Source organism: Sphingomonas aestuarii, from assembly GCF_054457155.1.
In genome coordinates this window covers 474,373-493,157 of the sequence record NZ_JBTKVV010000002.1, presented here as the reverse complement: position 1 = coordinate 493,157, position 18,785 = coordinate 474,373, and the positions used below count along the sequence as shown (strand labels likewise).

General features: G+C 65.6%; 13 protein-coding genes. 8 read left to right on the top strand and 5 right to left on the bottom strand.

Going from position 1 to position 18,785, the window contains the following annotated elements; all coding sequences use genetic code 11:
- The first annotated feature begins 384 nt into the window (after nucleotides 1-384).
- Nucleotides 385-3,078 (top strand): Rne/Rng family ribonuclease, encoded by a 2,694-nt coding sequence (locus ACX0GZ_RS05575; protein WP_458814206.1) that lies wholly within the window; start codon nucleotides 385-387, stop codon nucleotides 3,076-3,078.
- 239 nt (nucleotides 3,079-3,317) lie between these two features.
- Here ACX0GZ_RS05575 and ACX0GZ_RS05570 read toward each other — a convergent pair whose 3' ends face one another.
- Nucleotides 3,318-5,705 (bottom strand): S8 family peptidase, encoded by a 2,388-nt coding sequence (locus ACX0GZ_RS05570; RefSeq protein WP_458814204.1) that lies wholly within the window; start codon nucleotides 5,703-5,705, stop codon nucleotides 3,318-3,320.
- Between the two features lie 113 nt (nucleotides 5,706-5,818).
- Here ACX0GZ_RS05570 and ACX0GZ_RS05565 point away from each other — a divergent pair, with 113 nt between their 5' ends.
- The 3 genes from ACX0GZ_RS05565 to ACX0GZ_RS05555 are packed head-to-tail and all read left to right on the top strand — an operon-like array spanning nucleotide 5,819 to nucleotide 7,835.
- Nucleotides 5,819-6,496, top strand: a complete 678-nt coding sequence (locus ACX0GZ_RS05565; RefSeq protein WP_458814202.1) for a pyrimidine 5'-nucleotidase — start codon at nucleotides 5,819-5,821, stop codon at nucleotides 6,494-6,496.
- Nucleotides 6,481-7,308, top strand: a complete 828-nt coding sequence (gene dapD, locus ACX0GZ_RS05560; RefSeq protein WP_458814200.1) for a 2,3,4,5-tetrahydropyridine-2,6-dicarboxylate N-succinyltransferase — start codon at nucleotides 6,481-6,483, stop codon at nucleotides 7,306-7,308. Before ACX0GZ_RS05565 ends, dapD begins: the two co-directional genes overlap by 16 nt.
- Nucleotides 7,305-7,835 (top strand): flavodoxin family protein, encoded by a 531-nt coding sequence (locus ACX0GZ_RS05555; protein WP_458814198.1) that lies wholly within the window; start codon nucleotides 7,305-7,307, stop codon nucleotides 7,833-7,835. Before dapD ends, ACX0GZ_RS05555 begins: the two co-directional genes overlap by 4 nt.
- A 47-nt stretch (nucleotides 7,836-7,882) precedes the next feature.
- Here ACX0GZ_RS05555 and ACX0GZ_RS05550 read toward each other — a convergent pair whose 3' ends face one another.
- Nucleotides 7,883-8,311, bottom strand: a complete 429-nt coding sequence (locus ACX0GZ_RS05550) for a CoA-binding protein (RefSeq protein WP_458814196.1) — start codon at nucleotides 8,309-8,311, stop codon at nucleotides 7,883-7,885.
- A 4-nt stretch (nucleotides 8,312-8,315) separates the two neighbouring features.
- Entirely contained in the window at nucleotides 8,316-9,281 is a 966-nt protein-coding gene (locus ACX0GZ_RS05545; RefSeq protein ID WP_458814194.1) for an Mrp/NBP35 family ATP-binding protein, read from the bottom strand.
- Between the two features lie 242 nt (nucleotides 9,282-9,523).
- Here ACX0GZ_RS05545 and hflK point away from each other — a divergent pair, with 242 nt between their 5' ends.
- The 4 genes from hflK (at nucleotide 9,524) to ACX0GZ_RS05525 (ending at nucleotide 14,873) form a co-directional block, all read left to right on the top strand.
- A complete protein-coding gene (gene hflK / locus ACX0GZ_RS05540; protein ID WP_458814192.1) occupies nucleotides 9,524-10,636 on the top strand; it encodes a protease modulator HflK in 1,113 nt (370 codons plus the stop codon).
- Nucleotides 10,633-11,493: a protease modulator HflC gene (gene hflC, locus ACX0GZ_RS05535; RefSeq protein ID WP_458814190.1), complete on the top strand. Its 861-nt coding sequence runs from the start codon at nucleotides 10,633-10,635 to the stop codon at nucleotides 11,491-11,493. Before hflK ends, hflC begins: the two co-directional genes overlap by 4 nt.
- A 118-nt stretch (nucleotides 11,494-11,611) precedes the next feature.
- Complete coding sequence (locus tag ACX0GZ_RS05530) at nucleotides 11,612-13,147, top strand: Do family serine endopeptidase (RefSeq protein ID WP_458814188.1); 1,536 nt, start codon at nucleotides 11,612-11,614, stop codon at nucleotides 13,145-13,147.
- A gap of 97 nt (nucleotides 13,148-13,244) precedes the next feature.
- A complete protein-coding gene (locus ACX0GZ_RS05525) occupies nucleotides 13,245-14,873 on the top strand; it encodes a helicase HerA-like domain-containing protein (RefSeq protein ID WP_458814186.1) in 1,629 nt (542 codons plus the stop codon).
- Between the two features lie 172 nt (nucleotides 14,874-15,045).
- On the opposite strand, the gene ACX0GZ_RS05520 is transcribed toward ACX0GZ_RS05525, so the two are convergent.
- Both ACX0GZ_RS05520 and ACX0GZ_RS05515 read right to left on the bottom strand, forming a co-directional pair.
- Nucleotides 15,046-16,323: a glycoside hydrolase family 130 protein gene (locus ACX0GZ_RS05520; protein WP_458814184.1), complete on the bottom strand. Its 1,278-nt coding sequence runs from the start codon at nucleotides 16,321-16,323 to the stop codon at nucleotides 15,046-15,048.
- Nucleotides 16,324-16,372: 49 nt separating this feature from the next.
- Nucleotides 16,373-18,658 (bottom strand): glycosyltransferase family 4 protein, encoded by a 2,286-nt coding sequence (locus ACX0GZ_RS05515; protein WP_458814182.1) that lies wholly within the window; start codon nucleotides 18,656-18,658, stop codon nucleotides 16,373-16,375.
- Between the last annotated feature and the right edge of the window lie 127 nt (nucleotides 18,659-18,785).

Sequence of the window (18,785 nt, the reverse complement as noted above, 5' to 3'; positions counted from 1 at the left end):
TTCGGCATAATCTTGCCGGTCGACCGGCAAGAAGCTGCCAGTTGATGCGCACGCCCGGCGGTGCTAGGCCGCAGGGTGACCGGAAAGCTGCGACATGTGCGCCGCAGTTTGTTTCGGCATTCATCGCCCGCCCCCAGCTTCCTTCGGGGACGGCGCATCCAGGTTGACGCTGCATGAGGCCTTTCCCGTCATTTCCGCAACTCGGCGCTCGTTCGAGCGGCCGTGCGGCGACGGGAGTTCCAACCCACCGGGTCGGACATGTCGATGCAGCAGAGGCACATCATCCACATCGTGCGAACGGAGCGGCGCTTTACCGCCCGGTCGCGACCCCTATGAGCGCGCGGCCGAACCTTTCACGGGGACGGCGCGCGTGGAGAGACTTTCATGACAACGCGTATGCTGATCGACGCACGCCACCGGGAAGAAACCCGCGTGGCGGTCGTCAAGGGAAACCGGATTGAGGAGTTCGATTTCGAAAGCGCCGAGCGCAAGCAGCTCAAAGGCAATATCTATCTCGCCAAGGTAACCCGCGTCGAACCGTCGCTTCAGGCGGCGTTCGTCGATTATGGCGGCAATCGCCACGGGTTCCTGGCGTTCAGCGAAATCCACCCGGATTATTATCAGATCCCCCGTGAAGATCGCGAAGCGCTGCTCCGCGAAGAGGCCGAACACGCCGCCGAAGAGGCCGCGCTGCGCGCCGAGGCGGATCATGACGACGACGATCACGAGGACGGCGACGTCGAAGTGGTCGAGCGTCCGTCCGACGAGGACGAAGCCGAGCATGGCGACGATGCCGACGAGGATGACGCCGAGGGCACCGACGAGGAAAGCGGCGACAATCGCCGCCGCGGACGCGGCCGCAAGAAGAACGGCAGCGAAGACCCGGCGGTCGAGGCGCTGCGTCAGCGCCGGTTGAACCTGCGCAAGCGGTACAAGATCCAGGACGTGATCCGCAGGCGTCAAGTGCTGCTGGTCCAGATCGTCAAGGAAGAACGCGGCAACAAGGGCGCGGCGCTGACCACCTATCTGAGCCTGGCGGGCCGTTACTGCGTGCTAATGCCCAACACCGCGCATGGCGGCGGCATCAGCCGCAAGATTTCGAGCGCGTCGGACCGCAAGCGGCTGAAGTCGATCATGTCCGAACTGACGCTGCCGCCGACGATGGGGTGCATCGTCCGCACCGCCGGGCTCCAGCGCACCAAGACCGAGATCAAGCGCGATTTCGACTATCTGGCGCGCCTGTGGGACGGGATCCGCGAGGAGACGCTGAAATCCGCCGCGCCTGCGCTCGTCTATGGCGACAGCGACCTCATCAAGCGCGCGATCCGCGACATCTATAACCGCGAGATCGACGAGGTGATCGTCGAGGGCGAGGAAGGCTATCGTCAGGCCAAGGATTTCATGAAACTGCTGATGCCGAGCCATGCGCGCAAGGTGAAGCAATATTCGGACGCGGTGCCGCTCTATCAGCGCCACCATGTCGAGGATCAGCTAGCGGCGATGTATCACCCGGTCGTCCAGCTGAAATCGGGCGGCTATCTGGTCATCAACCCGACCGAGGCGCTGGTGTCGATCGACATCAATTCCGGGCGCTCGACGCGCGAACATTCGATCGAACAGACCGCGACCGCAACCAACCTTGAAGCCGCGCAGGAGATCGCGCGCCAATTGCGGCTGCGCGACATGGCCGGGCTGGTCGTGATCGATTTCATCGACATGGATCATTCGTCCAACGTCCGTAAGGTCGAAAAGGCGATGAAGGAGGCGTTGAAAAACGATCGCGCCCGCATCCAGGTCGGCCGTATCAGCGCGTTCGGGCTGATGGAAATGAGCCGCCAGCGGCTGCGCACCGGCGTGCTCGAAGCGTCGACCCGCCAGTGCCCCCATTGCGAAGGCACCGGGCTGGTCCGCACCGCATCGTCGGCAGGCCTGTCGGCACTCCGGCTGATCGAAGACGAGGCCGCGCGCGGTCGCGGATCGCACATCACGCTGCGCGCCAGCCAGGAAGCGGCGTTCTACGTGCTCAACAACAAGCGCGCCGACATCGCCGAGATCGAGGAACGCTACGGCGTTCGCGTCGAAATCCTGTCGGACGGCGAACTGGAGGGTGCGCGCATGTCGGTTGAGGCGAGCGGCCCGCCGCCTGCCTATGCGCCCCGGTTTGCCCCGGTCGTCGAAGAGGTCGAGGAAGACTATCCCGAAGACATTGAGGACGAAGCCGACGAGGAAGAAGCCGAAGCAGCCGAACTGCGTGCCCGCCGCGAGCGCGACGATGCCGACGGCGAAGGCGGTCGCAAGCGCCGCCGCCGCCGCGGACGCCGCGGCCGTGGACGCGACGAAGGCGAAGCGGTCGAGGGTGAAGACGCTCAGGCCGATCGTGACGAGTCGGAAGGCTCGGACGACGCGCAGGACGCCGACGATCGCGAACCGTCCGAAGAAAATAGCCACGAATGCGGCGAAAAGCGCAAGCGGCGCCGGCGCGGCCGTCGCGGCGGCGCGCGCCGCAGCGAAACGGCTGCGAGCGGCGACGATGCGGTCGATGCGGGTGAGACTGCCGATGCGGACGGCGCGGTGCCGGTCGACGAGGCGGTGATCGCGGCGTCCGAACCGGTCGAACCGGTCGCGGAAGAAGCCGTCGAAAAGCCCAAGCGGGCACGTCGTCGCCCACGGGCGCGCGCTGCCGATGCCGACACGGTCGAAACCGTCGAGGCTCCGGTCGAAGTCGTCCCCGAATCGCCGGTCGAGGCGGAAGCGGAAGAAAAGCCGAAGCCCAAGCGCACGCGTCGCAAGAAGGTCGAGGCGGAAGCCGCTCCCGAAACGGCCGAAGCGTCCGTCGTGGCTACGGACAGCGACGAGGCTCCGGCTGAAAAGCCGAAGCCCAAGCGGACCCGGCGCAAGAAAGCGGACGCCGCCGAAGCCGCGGCTCCGGCCGTCGAGGACGCCACCCCGGCGGACGCTGCCCCCGCAGCCAACCCCGCCGTCGCGGCGGTCGCCGATGCGGCTGAGATCGAAGCGGCCGAAGGCGAAGACAACGCCAACCCCCGCCGCGGCTGGTGGCAGCGCACCTTCGGCGCATAGTGATGTGATTGGCGCGTCCCGTTCGTTTCAGCGCGAACGGGACGCCGCTTTCACCGAAGGCGCGACGCGCTAGGCGCTCAAAACCCCAAAACCGTCATCCCTGCGAAAGCAGGGATCTCAAGCAACATGGCGATCGTACCTCGCCAGATATCCCTGCTTTCGCAGGGATGACGCTTGGGGTTTGGGCACCCTCCACCCGTCAGAACGCCCGTGTGGCGCCTTGGTACCCCACCCCCCCGTCAGAACGCCATCGAATACCGCGCCACCGCCCCGACATCGTTGCTCAGTTGTGCGAAATTGCCGGGGTGGCGACGCAGGAACAGGTTGGTCCCGAAATTGCCGACCCACAGCGGCGTCGAATAGCGCATCTCGACATCGATTTCGCGGCCCGTCGGGGTCAGGTTCAGCCGCTGGGTCGTCCAGACATCGACGCTGCCGCTGGCATAATCCCAGTTGGTCGGCAGGCGAAGATCCAGTCCGCCGCGCGCGACGCGCAGCGGCTGGGCGATGCGCAATCCCCAGCTATCAAACCCGTGCAGCACGCCCTGTTTGCCGATGTCGAACGCATAACCGTTGGTGCGCAGCAACCCGCGTCCCTCGACGCCGCGCAGTTCGGCGCGCGTCCAGCCCTGGCGCATCGACCCGCCGAGCGACCAGCCATCGGAAAGCGACCACCGCGCCGCCAGATCGACGAAATGGCTGATCGCCCGCGCCGACCCGAACGCGCCGGAGAAATGCGCGCCCAGCAATGTATCGGACTCCGCCAGTCGGGCGATGTTCAGCGTGGCGGCGACGGGGCCGAAGCGGCGGTCCAGCCCGATCGTCAGCCGGTCATAGCCATGTCGGTCGAACCGGGTGCGAAGCTGGGCAAAGTCGCTTTGCCGCCGGGTGAGCACATCGCCAGTTTCGATGCCGACGCTGAGCCCCAACCGCCCGAATTGCTGGCGAACCGCGACCGAGGCGTCCGACGATATGTCGAAGCCGGTGCTGCGCGTTGCATCGCCCGCGACCAGAAACGCGGGATCGTCGCGACCGGACAGCCGCGCGACCAGACCGCCGCTCCCTTCCGCGACCGCAAAGCCGAACGTCGCATCCTCGCCCAGCCTGCCGGTGGCGGATGCCGCAATGGCGCGCGACACCTGCGCATCGGCCATCGGCATTTCCAACCGCTCGATCAGGCTGCGCTCGCGCGTCGGCGCGATCGTCACCGCGATCGACCCGCCGGGAAATGCCGCGCCCAGATGGCGGCGATCGGTACGCAACACGCCCGTCAGCGTCCTGGCCGGACGGTCGCGCCGGATCGTGCGTGCCAAATCGATCGCAAAGGCGCGGTCATATCCGTCGAGGATCACCGCACCCACACCGCCGCTGCTCGTCGCATCGCCCATCGGCGCGGACAGGACCGCGTTGTTGTCCAGCGACACGCTTTCGCGCGACGCCGCCATGCTGGTCGCGCCGACCGGCTGGAAGGCGCGGGTCAGGTCGAGGACGCCGCGGCCATAGATCGCATCGGTGCCGGGATCGCCCACATCGCGTGCGGTGGTCATCAGCAGATCGACGATCTGTTGCCCGGTCAGGTTGGGAAAGGCCTGCGCCAACAAGGCCGCAGCCCCGGCGATCTGCGGCGCGGAAAAGCTGGTGCCCGACCACAGAAACGGCGTGTTCGCCTGATTGGGGGCGCGCACCCGTTCGCCCACCGCCGCCAGGTAGACCTGCGCCGCATTGCCCGCACGGTTGCTGAACGTCGAAATCACGTCGCCCGTCCCCACCGACCCGGCAATGATGATCAGTCCGCGCGCCACCGAGGCATTGAGCGCAGGCGTCGCGGCGAAACTGTCGGGATTGGCTTCGCCGTCATTGCCGGCGGAAATGACGATGATCACGCCCGCCGCCGTTGCGCGATTGATCGACTGGAGCAGGGTCGAGCCGACGCCGCCGCCGCCGCCCAGCGAAATATTGACCACCCGCGCTCCGTTCACCCGCGCGACGTCGAGCGCCGATGCGATCGCGCTTTCGGGATGGCGGCATCCGCTTTCGTCATTGTCCGGGTCTTCGGTCGCGCAGCTTCCCGGCCGGTCGGTCCTGAGCGCAAGCACGGTCGCGTCGAACGCGATCCCGTGCGTTCCCGCATCGTTGCGGCGCCCGGCAAGCGTGAAGGCGACCGCAGTGCCATGCCCGCCTTCGTCATCGACGGTGCCGTTGCCCGCGGTGTCCCGGGACGCCGGGTGGATGCGGTTGCCGAATTCCTCGCTTTGCAGGTCGATGCCGGTGTCGATGACGCCAACGGTGATCCCCGCCCCCGTCGCCGCGCGGTTATAGGCGGCAAGCGCATTCGCCGACACCGCGCCGACGGTCGCACGATATTCGGCGGTGTCGTAATTGACCGTGGGGGTCGGGGTCGGCGTGGGTGCCGGTGTGGGCACGGGAGTTGGGGTCGGGGTCGGGGTCGGGGTCGGGGTCGGTGCGACCGGGGGCGCAGGCACCGGATTGACCCCGCCGCCACCGCCGCCGCCACAGGCGGATGCGAGCAACAGAACCGCCAGCGCCGCACCACCGCGCAAATGACTGGCCCTCAGTCGAGCAGAACCGCGCCGCTCGTCGGAGAGGAAATAGGATACGCAATACATGGGCCGAACCCTCAACCGCCTTGTCGGTTGGCGGAGCGCGCGGGGGCTCACCCTTCCCGCTCGCGCGCGCTTCGCTTGCCCCGCGCAAGCGCCGTGCCTAAAGGCTTGGCGCAATGCTTGCCCAGCTTTCGCATATCCGCAACTGGATTTTCGATCTCGACAACACGCTGTACCCGGCGTCGGCGGGGCTGTTTAACCATATCGACGCGCGAATGGGCAGCTTTGTCGCCGATCTGATCGGATGCGAAACGGATGAGGCGCAGCGCATCCAGAAAGCATATTTTTTCGAACATGGCACGACGCTCGCCGGGCTGATGGCCGAACATGGTGTCGATCCGCATGCCTTCCTCGATTACGTCCACGACGTCGACATGTCGGCGCTGCAAGCCGATGTCGCGCTCGCCGATGCGATCGCGCGGCTGCCGGGGCGCAAACTGGTGTTCACCAATGGCGATGCGCCCTATGCGCTGAAAGTGCTCGAGCGGCTGGGATTGCAGGACAGTTTCGAAGCGATCCACGACATTCACGCGGTCGGTTACCAGTGCAAGCCGATGGCCGCCGCCTATGCCAGCCTCTGCGACACCCACAACCTCGATCCTCGGACAAGCCTGTTCGTCGAGGATATGGCGCGCAATCTGGCGCCCGCCAAAGCGATCGGAATGACGACGGTGTGGGTCGACAATGGCTCCGAACAGGCGTCCGACGCGGCACGCGACTTCATCGATTTCACGACACACGATATCGGGCACTGGCTCGAACAACTTTTGGAGGGCACATGTCCAGCGACCTGATTTCCGTCATCGACGCCGCGTGGGAAGATCGCGCCGCCATCAGCTTCGCGACGACCGGCGCGGTGCGCGATGCGGTCAACACCGCGCTCGAACAGCTCGACAGCGGCAAAGTGCGGGTGGCCGAGCCTGACGGCAATGGCGGCTGGACGGTCAATCAGTGGCTGAAGAAAGCCGTGCTGCTGTCGTTCCGACTGAACGACAATGTGCTGATCGACGGCGGCAGCGCAGGCACGCCCGCGTTCGACAAGGTGCCGTCGAAATTCGCCGGCTGGGACGAAGCGGCGTTCCGCACCGCGGGCTTTCGTGCCGTCCCCGGCAGCATCGTCCGCCGCGGCGCGTTTATCGGCAAGGGCGCGGTGCTGATGCCCAGCTTCGTCAATATCGGCGCCTATGTCGGCGAAGGCACGATGGTCGATACCTGGGCCACGGTGGGTAGCTGCGCTCAGATCGGCAAGAATGTTCACCTGTCGGGCGGTGCCGGCATCGGCGGCGTGCTGGAACCTCTGCAGGCCGACCCCGTCATCATCGGCGACGGAGCGTTCATCGGCGCGCGCGCCGAGGTCGCCGAGGGCGTCCGCGTCGGCGAAGGCGCGGTGCTGTCGATGGGTGTCTACCTCGGCGCATCGACCAAGATCATCGACCGCGCGACCGGCGAAGTGTTCCGTGGCGAAGTCCCGCCCTATGCGGTGGTCGTGCCCGGCAGCATCGGTGGTAGTGATGGAAAGCCTGCGCTCTATTGCGCCGTGATCGTCAAGCGAGTCGACGAACAGACGCGGTCGAAGACGAGCATCAACGAATTGCTTCGCGATTGAGGCCGCCGCTGGTCCTGAACGGATCGGCACGCCGCGACGGCGACACCGCGCGCGCGGTCGCGGCATTCGTCCCGGCCTTTCCGGGGGCTGTCACGGCGATGCTCTGCCAGACGCGGATCGCGCCTTATGTCTATGCGCCTGCCCGGCTGGACGATGATTTTGTGCCGCTGGTCGATGCCATGCTCGCGACCGACGACATTGTGTTTGCGACACCGGTTTATTGGTACGCGATGGGCTGGCCGATGAAGGTGTTTTTCGACCGACTGACCGATCTGCTGCGCGACGCCGGTTTTCGAGAGAAAGGGCGCGCGCTTGCCGGACGGCGCGGATGGCTGATCGCGGTCGGCACCGACCCCGAATTGCCGCCGGGTTTCGAAGAACCGTTTCGTCGCACCTGCCGCTATTTCGGGATGAACTGGGAAACCAGCCTGTACCTCAACAGTCGCGGCGACAACTGGGATCGGCATATTGTCGACCCGCTCGGTTCCTTCACCACGCGGCTGCGCCAAGCGCGCGGCGGGGTGTGAACAATGCGATGGCAGATTAGCATTGCCCGCATCGGAACGGCGTAAGGTCAGGCGACCGACGCGATCCCCAGCCGCGGAATCTCGATCTTGGGGCAGCGGTCCATCACGACCTTGAGCCCAGCCGCCTCGGCCCGCGCCGCCGCGGCTTCGTTGACGACGCCCAATTGCATCCACACCGCCTTTGCGCCGACGTCGATCGCATGATCGACGGCGTCGGCGGCGGCTTCGGAATTACGAAAGATATCGACGATGTCGATCGGCTCGCCGATCTGGCTCAATTCACGGAACACGAATTCGCCGTGGATATGTTCGCCGGTGATCTGCGGATTGACCGGGATCACGCGATATCCACGACCCTGCAGATATTCCATCACGCCGTTCGATGCCCGCTCGGGGCGATCGGAGGCGCCGACCATCGCGATCACCTTTGCCGATTCGAGGAGTTCCTTGATCTCGGCATCGCTGGTGATCGGCATGGCATTACTCCGGCTGGTGGTTCAGCCAGTCGCTGACGCGTCCGGCCATATCGATGAACGCCGCCGCGTCCGCGCCGTTCCCGAATGCGGGCGGCGTGCCCGCGTCGGACGCGGTACGGATATCGATCGACAGCGGAATGCGCCCGAGGAACGGCACGTTCAGCTGCGCCGCGGCGGCCTCCGCGCCGCCCTGCCCGAATGGATCCGACACTTCGCCGCAATGCGGGCAGGCATAGCCCGCCATGTTCTCGACAAGCCCGATGATCGGAACGCCCGCGCTGTTGAACAGGTCGATCGCGCGGCGCGCATCGATCAGCGCCAGATCCTGCGGAGTGGAGACGATCACCGCGCCCGTCGGCTTGTGTTTCTGCACCATCGTCAACTGGACGTCGCCGGTGCCGGGCGGCAGGTCGAGCACCAGCGTATCGGCATCGCCCCAATCGGCATCGACCAGTTGCCCCAGCGCGCCCGACGCCATCGGCCCGCGCCACGCCAGCGCCTTTTCGGGCGCCACAAGCTGCCCCATCGACAGGATCGGCACGCCGTATGGCGTGGCGACCGGGAGCAATTGCTTGTCGCGCGCCTGCGCCTTGGTGTCCGCGACCCCGAACAAGGTCGGCTGCGACGGGCCATAGATATCGGCATCGACCAGCCCGACCCGGCGCCCCGCCTGTGCCAGCGCGATGGCGAGGTTGGCGGAGACGGTGGATTTCCCCACCCCGCCCTTCCCGCTCGCCACCGCGATCAGGCGGCGGCGCGTGCGGTTCGATGTCTGGACGATCCGCACCGTCGCGATGCCGGGCGCGGATTCCGCCGAGGCGCGGACATCGGCCTCCAGCGCATCGCGCGCACTCTCGGGCAAGCCCGTCACGTCGAGCATGATGCTCGCCAAACCGTCCTTCACGCGCGCGGCAGCGCGTCCGGCGGCGATGGGGGCAAGCAATGCGTTCAGGCCAGCGGTATCGGTCATGCGCGGCGACATAGGCGCTGGATGCGGGTTTGAGAACGCCGATGATGCAATCCGCACCAGCGGCGTTGCGAATGACGCTCCGTACTCCTGCGAAAGCAGGAGCGTTGGCTTATCACGCACCGCTTATGGCCAAGCCTCCTGCTTTCGCAGGAGTACGACCGTAAAAGCTTGATGCGCCAGCCTTGCCAACAAACCGCGTGTTGCCACTGTAAATCGGCGCGCAGCCCCCTATAAAGGATGGCATGTCGATTTTTTCGGGGTGGTTCGCGCGCGCCAGCGTGCTGAGGAACGATAATGCCAAAGGCCCGTGGGGCAGTGGCGGCAACAACAATGGCGGCTCGGGCGGCGAAGGCGGCCCGCGCAACCCGTGGCAATTCCCGCCGGAGGGCAAGCGCAGCCGTGGCGGCAACGCCACGTCGCTAGAGGATTTCCTGAAGCGCACCCGTGGCAATGGCGGCGGGGGTGGCGGCTTCGGCGGCGGCGGGTTCGAAGCGCCAGGCGGCAAGAAGGTCTGGATTTTCGGCGCGCTGCTGGTGTTCGCGCTGTTCCTGGCGTTCACCATGTTCCACCGCGTCGGCCCGCAGGAACGCGGCGTCGTATCGTTCCTGGGCAAATATTCGCGCACCCTGACGCCCGGCATCCACCTGACGATGCCGGCACCGTTCAACACCGTCCGCGTGATCGACGTGACCGGCATCCGCAACGAGGACTTTCCCCAGGGCGGCGGCGAGAATCTGGTGCTGACCGGCGACCAGAACATCGTCGATCTCGCATATTCGCTGCGCTGGAACATCTCGAACCCGGAAAGCTATCTGTTTCAGATCGCCAATCCCGAATCGACCGTGCGCGCCGTCGCCGAAAGTTCGATGCGTGCTGCCGTTGCCAGTGTGACGTTGGACGAGATCATCGGCGCGGGCCGTTCGGCGACCGAAGTGCGCGTCCAGCAACTGGCACAGCAGATGCTCGACGAATATAATTCGGGCATCCAGGTTCAGGGCGTCGCCATCCGTACCGCCAACCCGCCCGCCGCAGTGGACGAAGCGTTCAAGGCGGTCACCGCCGCGCAGCAGGCGGCACAGGCCAACCTGAACCAGGCACGCGCCTATGCGCAGCAGATCATTGCCCGCTCGCAGGGTGACGCGGCGTCGTTCGACCAGATCTACGAACAATATCGCCTGGCCCCCGCCGTTACCCGCCAGCGAATCTATTACGAGACGATGGAAGAAATTCTGGCCAAGTCGAACAAGACGATTGTCGAGACGCCCGGCGTAACGCCGTATCTGCCGCTGCCGGCGGTGCGCGGACAGGCGCAGCCCGCGCCGCAGCCGCAAGCCGCGACGGGAGCACCGCAATGAGCTGGTCAATCAAGAACCCGATGGTGCTCGCGATCATCGCGGTATTCGTCGCGATCATCCTGTCGATGTCGATGTCGATCGTCCCGGAAACGCGACAGGGCGTGATCCTGCGGTTCGAACAGCCGGTCGGCACGGTGAACCGTTACCGCGAGGGCGAGGCGTTCGGGAATACCGGGGCGGGCCTGATCGCGCGCATTCCGCTGATCGAGCGGATCGTGTGGGTCGACAAGCGGGTGCTGGATATCGAGCTTGAGAATCAGCAGGTGCTGTCGATCGACCAGCTTCGCCTGGAAGTCGATGCGTTCGCGCGCTTCCGCGTCGTCGATCCGCTGCGCATGGTGACCACCGCGCGCAGCGAACAGGGCGTTATCGACGCGCTGCGCCCGATCCTGGGCTCGGCGCTTCGCAACGAGCTTGGCAAGCGGCCGTTCGCGGCGCTGCTCAGCCCCGAGCGCGGCCAGGTCATGGAAAACATCCAGACCGGTTTGCAGAATGTCGCGGGCCAGTACGGCGTCGAGATCGTCGATGTGCGGATCAAGCAGGCGGGGCTCCCCACCGGCAGCCCGCTCGATTCGGCGCTGGAGCGGATGCGCACCGCGCGTAGCCAGGAAGCGCTGACGATCCGCGCGCAGGGCGAACGCCAGGCGCAGATCATCCGCGCCGAGGCCGATGCCCAAGCCGCGCAGATCTATGCCACCAGCTTCGGCAAGGACGCCGAGTTCTACAATTTCTGGCGGGCGATGCAGTCCTATCGCTATACCTTCAACCAGCGCGGCGACGGGACTGACGGGGAGACGGCATTCGTGCTGGCACCCGACAACGCCTATCTCCAGCAATTCCGGGCCGGGGGGCGGTAGAGAAACGCTGACGGACCGTTCATATTCAAACGGCGTTCAGCATCGAAAAGGGATGAATGGCGGGAAACCGCCCGGCCCATCCATCGGGGTCGTGACACAGTTAGGAAGGAAGACCTAAGTGCGATACGCTTATGCGATCACCTCTGCCCTGCTCGTCGGCGGCGCCGCCGCGACGATGGCGCTCCAGACCCCGGTCGGCGCGCAGACCGCACAGAATGACGGGATGACCACCGCCAGCGCACCGCGCGCAGGTGCGCCCGGAAGCTTTGCCGATCTGGTCGCGCGCTTGCAGCCCGCCGTTGTGAATATCTCGACCGAACAGCGCGTAACTGTTCAGCAGAACAACCCGTTTGCCGGCACGCCGTTCGAAGGCTTTTTCGGAAATCGTGGTGGCAGCGGGCAACCCGTTCAGCGTCGCGGCAATTCGCTGGGCTCGGGCTTTCTGATTTCCAACGACGGTTACATCGTCACCAACAACCACGTCGTGTCGGCTGGCACGCGCAATGCGGTGGTGGAATCGATCAAGGTGACGATGACCGATGGTCGTGAGATGACCGCACGGCTGGTCGGACGCGATGTCGAATCCGACCTGGCCGTCCTGAAGGTGGAGGGCAACGGTCTGCCGTTCGTTCGTCTGGGCAGTTCGGGTAATGCGCGTGCCGGCGACTGGGTCGTCGCCATCGGCAATCCGTTCGGACTGGGTGGCACGGTCACCGCCGGGATCATTTCCTCGGTGCAGCGCGTGACCGGTCAGGGCGGTCCGTTCGACCGCTTCATCCAGACCGATGCCTCCATTAACATGGGCAATTCGGGCGGGCCGCTGTTCGATCTGAACGGCAACGTCATCGGCATCAATTCGCAAATCTATTCGCCGACCGGCGGCAATGTCGGCATCGGCTTCGCCATCCCCGCCGACGAAGCGCGTTCGATCATCGAAACGCTGCGGAGCGGCGAAACCGTCCAGCGCGGCTATCTGGGCGTCGGCATCCAGCCGCTGACTCCGGACCTGGCGCAGGGGTTGAACCTGCCGTCGAACCTGCCGCGTGACCGGGGCGAAGTCATCTCCAGCGTCCAGCCCGGCCAGCCTGCCGCAGCGGCGGGCATTCGCCAAGGCGACGTGGTGGTCCGCGTCAACAACCAGGATGTGACGCCGGACCAGTCGCTCAGCTATCTGGTCGCCAATGTCCGGCCCGGCACGACCATCCCGGTCGAACTGATCCGCGACGGTCGCCGCCAGACGGTCCGCGTCCGCGTCGGCACGCGCCCATCCGCAGAGGAACTGGCAGCGACGGAGTTCGACCCCAATGCCGAACAGCCGATGCCGGGTCGTCCGTCCGACGACGCAGCCAGCGCAACCGCCGCTCTGGGCCTGAGCGTTCAGGCGCTCACGCCGCAGATCGCGCGCAGCATCGGCGTTGCGCAGGATACCCGCGGCGTCGTCATCCTCGCGGTCGATCCGTCGAGCGATGCCGCGCAAAAGGGCCTGACCCGTGGTCTGGTCATCACTTCGGCCAATCGCACGCCGGTGGCAACGCCTGCCGACCTGGCGCGGGTGGTGACACAGGCGCGTGCGGCCAATCGCGACAGCGTGTTGCTCTATGTACAGACGCGCGCGGTCAGCCGGTTCGTCTCGGTGGAACTGGCCGCTCGCTAAGACGATCCAACCTCGAAACAGCGGCGCGCGTCGGGATACTGACGCGCGCCGTTTTTCGTTCTAGGCTCCCGATTCTCGGCAGGCGGGGAGAACGGGCATGAGCGATGCAGGCGTCTATATCGGTCTGGGCGGCGGCCAGCCGCAGAACCTGGTCCTCAAACGCGCCAATCGCCACGGGCTGATCGCGGGTGCGACCGGCACCGGCAAGACGGTGACGCTCCAGGGACTTGCCGAGGGGCTGTCGAATGCGGGCGTTCCGGTGTTCGTCGCCGATGTGAAGGGCGATCTCGCCGGGCTGGGCATGGCGGGATCGCCGACCGCCAAAACGCATGAGCCTTTTGCGGCGCGGGCAGCCGAGATCGGCATGACCGACTGGGCCTATGCCGCCTGCCCGGTGCAGTTCTGGGACCTGTTCGGCGAACAGGGCCATCCGGTGCGCGCCACGGTTTCCGAAATGGGGCCGCTGCTGCTGGCGCGGCTGATGAGCCTGAACGACACGCAGGAGGGCGTGCTGACCATCGCCTTCACCATCGCCGACGATCAGGGGCTGTTGCTGCTCGACCTCGACGATTTGCAGGCGATGCTGGTCCACTGCGCCGAAAATGCCGACCAGATCGGCGTGCAATACGGCAATGTGACCAAGGCGAGCGTCGGCGCGATCCAGCGACAATTGCTCCAGTTGCGTGCCCAAGGCGGCGACCATTTCTTCGGCGAACCCGCGCTGGAACTCGTCGACTTCATAAAGGCCGACGAAAATGGCCGCGGCGTGGTCAACATTCTGGCGGCCGACAAGCTGATGGCCTCCCCGCGGCTCTACGCGACCTTTCTGCTGTGGCTGCTGAGCGAACTCTTCGAAACGCTTCCCGAGGTCGGCGACCCCGACAAGCCCAAGCTCGTCTTCTTCTTCGACGAGGCGCATCTTTTGTTCGACGAAGCGCCGCCTGCGCTGATCGACAAGATCGAGCAGGTCGTGCGCCTGATCCGCTCGAAGGGCGTCGGCGTGTATTTCGTGACGCAGAACCCGATCGACATTCCCGAGACGGTCGCGGGGCAGCTCGGCAACCGTGTGCAGCACGCCCTGCGGGCCTTCACCCCGCGCGATCAGAAAGCGGTCAAATCCGCGGCCGAAACCTTCCGCGCCAATCCCAATGTCGATGTCGCGACCGCGATCACCGAGCTGAAGGTCGGCGAGGCGCTGGTGTCGCTGCTTCAGCCGGACGGATCGCCCTCCCCCGTCGAACGCACGCTGATCCGCCCGCCTGCCTCGCGCGTCGGCACGCTGACGCGCCAGGAACGCGGAGTGCTGACGATGACCGACGCCGTGGGCAGCAAATATGACGAGCCCATCGACCGCGAATCGGCCGAGGAAATCCTGAGTGCCAAACGCGCCGAGGCGCAAGCCGCCGCGACTGCCGAGAAAGCCCGGGCCGAAGCCGACAAGGCCGCCGCGATCAAGGCGAAGGAGGACGCGCGCATCGCCAAGGAAGCCGAACGCCAGCGCGTCGCCGCCGCCCGCGAAGCCGAACGCCAGCAACGCGCAGCGGAGCGCGAAGCCGCCAACTCCCCCTGGGAGCGCGCCAAGAAAAGCGCCACCCGCACCGCGACGACCACCGTCAGCCGTCACGTCGCCACCGAAATCAGCAAGGCGGTGTTCGGTGGCGGCAGAAGCGGCGGCCTTGGCGGCAAATTGCTGCGCGGCGTGCTTGGCGGGTTGTTCAGGGGGTAGATGGGATACCGATCCCGCCCGTGCTCAGACTGGGCACGGCTTACTGCCAGTCGCCAACCTTGCTTACGCATCCGCCGCCGTTTGTTTCGAGCGAAGTCGAGAAACGTGACCCAACCGAGCGAGAGCGTTTCTCGACTTCGCTCGAAACCAACGGGGTCGGGGATGTGCGAAATTACATCGCGGCGAGCAGCGATCCCACCTTCACGAACGCGAACGCTACCGACGAATCGGCGACGCCGTAGGGGATGAACAGCATGTCGCCATGCCGGATCGCGCCGCACGAATAGACGACGTTGGGGACATAGCCTTCGCGGTCCTGCCGTGCGGCCTCCAGGATCGGTTGTTTGGTGCGGCCGATCACCTTTGACGGGTCGTCCTTGTCGAGCAGCACCGCGCCGATCGAATATTTGCGCATCGCGCCGACGCCATGAGTGAGCAGCAACCATCCTTCGTCGAGTTCGATGGGTGGCCCGCAATTGCCGATCTGCACCAGTTCCCACGGATAGCAGGGTTCGAGCAGCTTCTGCCCCTCGTCCCAGTGCGTCAGGCTGTCGGATTTGATGAGAAACAGGTTTTCGCCGTCCTGCCGCCCGATCGTCATATAGTGGCCGCCGATCTTGCGCGGGAACAGCGCCATGCCCTTGTTCCGCGCGGCGCTGCCGGTCATCGGCACCAGATCGAAGTCGCGGAAATCGCGGGTCCGCAGCAGTTCGGACTGGATACCGAAGCCGTTATAGGCGGTGTAGCTGCCCAGCCATTCGTAATCGCCGTCGCCATGATCGAACCGGACGAGGCGCAAGTCCTCCAGCCCGTTCGACTGCTGCTTGGTGATCGGAAAGATCACTGTGCCGGACAGCGTCGAATCGCGGTGGCGCTGGATCGTCACTTCGCCTTCGGGCGCGGTGCGTTCGTCCCCGTGAAAATCGCAAGTCGTCGCGAACGGCGCGTCGGGCGCCAGCCGCAACTGGCCCTTGTCAGTGATGATGCCCTCGCGGAACGCTACGGAAGAAATATGCCCTTCGCCGACGGCGCGCAGCGACATGATGATCCGAAGCGAGCCCTTGGGCATGCCCGTCTGGTCGTGATGCGGCACCGCGCTTGGGTTCATCAGCGCGGCGGCGGCATAGCTGTATTCGTGGCAGAAATAGGCGCCGATCAACTGGCGTTTCTCGTCCGAAATATCGGGATCGATGGCGACCAGTTCGGCGATTTCGTCAAAGCGGGTCATGAACACGCGGCGCGTCTGCCAGTGGCGCGCCTCGAAATCGCGCAAGACCGCCTTCAACTGCTTGGTCGCCTGACCGGGCGACATTTCGAGCACTTCGCGCACCAGCCGCTGGGTGCGGCTTTCGCCAGCGCCATTCGATTGCCAGCCGATGTGGAACGGGCGGACCACGACGCGGGACGGGTCGGCGTGCAGCCGCAGGCTGTGGTGGAAGAGTTCGATCATCGGCGACCCCTGGCTGTTACGCGCAATCAACAAGGTTGCGCGCAACCGTTCAGGCGCTCGCGCGTCGGTCAGCCTGTGCCACGGTTCCGCTGCGTTTTGAAAGGGCCGAAATCGCGCAGGACGCCAATTGGAGGGCCAGGATCGATTCGGCGCCCTGGTTGCGGTTGACGCCGGTCGGCATCAGCCCGTCGTAACAGCCGCCATCGGCACCGCTCGCCAGCGGCACATCGAGTTCGTTCGCGCCCAGATACCAGCGATAAGCGCGCATCACCTCGTCCACCCAGCGTGGATCGCGCGTCGCGTCGAACGCTGCGGCGCAGGCGTCAATCGTTGCCTGCGCCTCCAGCGGCTGCTGGTCGAACGGCAGGGGGTCGGCATATTCGCGCCCGAAACTTTCGGTGCCGATCGCGCGGAAATGCCCCTCTGGCGAGGTCTGGCGCGCGACGATCCAGTCGAGCGTCTCAATGCCGCACGCGACCAGATCGTCGCGGCCTAGCGCCACGCCGGCGCGGATCAGCGCTTCGGGCAATCGGGCATTGTCATAGGCGAGGACGATTTCGAACCATTTCCATTCGGGACGGCGGGCGGCGTCGAGCAGGGTGAGCAACTGATCGCCGAACCGCGCCATCAGGTTTCGGGCGAGCCCGTGGCCCGGACGCGCAGCATCGATCGATGCTGCGCCCAGCATGGCAAAACCCTGTGCACGCGGGCTGCCGAAATCGAGCGCGATGGGGGCGGTCTGATCGAACAGGGCCGTCGCCCAGTCGCGATGCTTGCGCTCGGGCGCTTCGTTGGCGGTGACGCCGAGCGCCCACAAAGTGCGACCGTTCGAGTCCTCCGAACCCTTGTCCTCGCACCAGCTGCGGTCGAACGCCATGAAGTTGCGGAAGGCGCGGGTGTCGGGGTTCCAGGCGTGCTGGACGAAGGACGCATAAACGGTCGTCCACTTGTCGCGCGCGGCCATGTCGAGGCCGGGAATCCGGCTCGCGAGGATCAGCGCGCGGGCATTGTCGTCGATGCAATAGCCGTGGCGGCGATCGGGCACCGAATAGATGCCGTGCTGAAGCATCCCGGTCGCGTCGCTCATCCGCTCGACCGCCTGAAAATCGGGATCGAGGATCGTCGGCGCCTTTCGCGCGGCGATCACCGGGGTCAGTCGGCGCGGTTTGGCGGCGACGGCCGTGGCAAGCTCCACCATGCCGTTTTCGGCCAATTTTGACCAGATCATCGAGCGGCCGCGGGCATAAGCGCGCGCCGCCAGCGCGCCGCGGGCCGCATCGTCCGCCAGCAGCGCCGAAATCTCGCGCGCAAACCCCTGGCTGTCGCCGAAGTCGACCAGGCGCCCATGATCGTCGTTCAGGATTTCGGTCGCGTGGATATAGGGAGTCGATACCACCGGCTTGCCGGATGCGACGGCGTAGGACAGCGTCCCCGAGGTGATCTGCGCCGGATTGCTGTACGGGGTCACGTAAATGTCGGCAGCGTCGAGATAATCGAGCAATTCGTCGGTTTCGGCGAATTTGTCGATGAACTCGATATGATCGCTTACCCCCAATGTGGCGGCACGGCAGATCAGGCCGTCGCGATACGCCTCGCCTTCATGCGCGACCAGATTGGGGTGCGTCGCACCCAGTACGGCATAAAGCGTGTCGGGATGCGGCGCGACGATCGCGGGCAGCGCGTCGATCATCGTCTCAATCCCCTTGTTCGGGGCGAGCAGGCCGAAGGTCAGCACGACGCGGCGGCCTTGCCAACCGAATGCCGCTTTCTTCGCATCGGGATCGATCAGAGCGCGGTCGGGCACGCCATGCGGAATCATCGCGATCTGGCGGTCGTCGGCACCGTGGACCCGCTTCAAGATGTCACGGCCTGCCTCTGCCATGACGATGACCCTCGACGCGCGACGCAACAGCGCGTCCATCACCCGGCGTTCCTCGACACTGGGATGTTCGAGCACGGTGTGCAGCGTGACGACCACGGGCAAGGTAATCCGGTCGAGCAGACCGAGCAGATAATCGCCCGCCGATCCGCCATAGATGCCATATTCATGCTGGACCCAAAGCGCCTTCGCCCCCGATTCCTGGATCGAACGCGCGGCGTCGGAATAGGCGGCGCGATCGGCCTGGGGGATCGCGCGGGTTACTTCAGGCGGATAGGCGTAGCGACCCGGATGATCGTCCATCGCATAGACATCGACGCGCAGGTCGGGGAACCGCGCCTTCATCGCCAGATAGGTGTCGGTGGTATAGGTCGCGAGGCCGCATTTGCGGGGCAGGTAATTGCCGAGCAAGGCAATATGATCGATCGACGAGGATCCGGCCGCAAAATGCGTCATCGCAGTCCCTTCGCAAGAGCGAGAATGCGCCCGCATAAGACGGGCGGCGACTCAGTAACCGCTTGAAGGACAGATGGTTGCACTAATGTTGCAATGCAGCAAGACAATTCGCGACGAGTGCTTTTCG